This window comes from Methylomonas rivi (assembly GCF_024505165.1).
Lineage (GTDB): Bacteria > Pseudomonadota > Gammaproteobacteria > Methylococcales > Methylomonadaceae > Methylomonas > Methylomonas rivi.
This window is the reverse complement of the sequence record NZ_JANIBK010000313.1, coordinates 1-1,281: the sequence shown is the minus strand read 5'-3', so window position 1 is coordinate 1,281 and position 1,281 is coordinate 1. Positions and strand designations below refer to the sequence as shown.

2 protein-coding genes are annotated in these 1,281 nt (G+C 54.8%); both read left to right on the top strand.

All coding sequences use genetic code 11. The features are described 5' to 3' along the window. Positions 1–97 precede the first annotated feature (97 nt). On the top strand, positions 98–637 hold the full coding sequence (locus tag NP596_RS21405) for an REP-associated tyrosine transposase (protein WP_256617407.1): 540 nt from the start codon (positions 98–100) through the stop codon (positions 635–637). Positions 638–984: 347 nt separating this feature from the next. Next, positions 985–1,281, top strand: a 297-nt coding sequence (locus tag NP596_RS21400; RefSeq protein ID WP_256617406.1) for a hypothetical protein, incomplete at its 3' end; no start/stop codon positions are given.

The window sequence follows — 1,281 nt, the reverse complement described above, 5'->3', positions numbered from 1 at the left end:
GGCGGAACGCATAGCGGTTCCGCCGTATGGAGGCATTTTGATTGGCGGATCGCCTAGCGGCATCCGCCCTACGATGATATGAACCACGGAGGGAATGATGCCGGATTATCGGCGGTTTCGAGTGCCGGGCGGTACGTATTTTTTTACGGTGAATTTGCTGGAACGGCGGTTGGATTTGCTGGTGCGGCATATCGATCTGTTGCGCGAGGCAGTGCGAATCACGAAACAGGAACGGCCGTTCCATATCGATGCCTGGGCGGTGTTACCGGATCACATGCACTGTGTCTGGACTTTACCGACGGGAGACGACGATTTTTCCAACCGGTGGAAGGCAATTAAGATTCGCTTTGTGCAGAAAATCCCAAGTACCGAGCGCCGTTCGATGGTTCGCGTGAATAAAGGCGAGCGCGGAATTTGGCAACGTCGTTTTTGGGAGCATGCGATTCGCGATGAGCGGGATTACGCTAATCACATCGATTACGTGCATGTGAATCCACTGAAACATTGCTACGTCACCCGCGTAAAAGATTGGCCATATTCGTCTTTTCATCGTTATGTGCGAGAAGGCGTATTGCCTGTCGATTGGGGCGGTGACTATAAGTTCGACGCAGATACGGATTTTGGCGAGCGACCGTAGCCACTAGTTCGGATGCAGAGAGGCAAAATCCGGCAAGACTCGGAGTACGCCCCTATTCCATACGGCGGATCGCCTAACAACATTCGCCCGGTCTCCCTGAGAATAAGCCGGCAACACAACCCGGAGCCGCACACCGGGTAAAGCGCGGCCGCTGCAACTGCAACGGAAAGATCGATTCTTTACGGCAAATCCGATGTGCCGTTTGCGGTTGGCGAAACCGGTACCTGCTCGGTCTTTCGGCCACGATCTTGAACAAGCTCCCGGTACAGACTATAGTCGAATCGGCGATAGCGGGCAGACCGAGTGTTTAGCGCCCGCATAAACGGTGTATAACTTGGGAGGCGGACATGAATACCCATCTAAGCGACCGGCAGCGGTTTTTATTTGCGGGGCTGGGCGGCATTATGCCGACGCTGTTAAATTTGATCGTAATCGATCTGGAAACGTTGCTGTTAAGCGTTACCCTACTCTCGGTTTTATCGTATCTGATCCGGGTTTTGGCTTTATTTGCCATCGGCGGCGTGGTGGGCTGGCTGAATCGTAGCGAGTGCGATCCGGTCAAGCTTTTCCAACTGGGCATTGCCGCGCCGGCCTTGATAACCGCCGCCATGAACGGCGGCCGGGTTGCCCTGCCGGATGCGCCG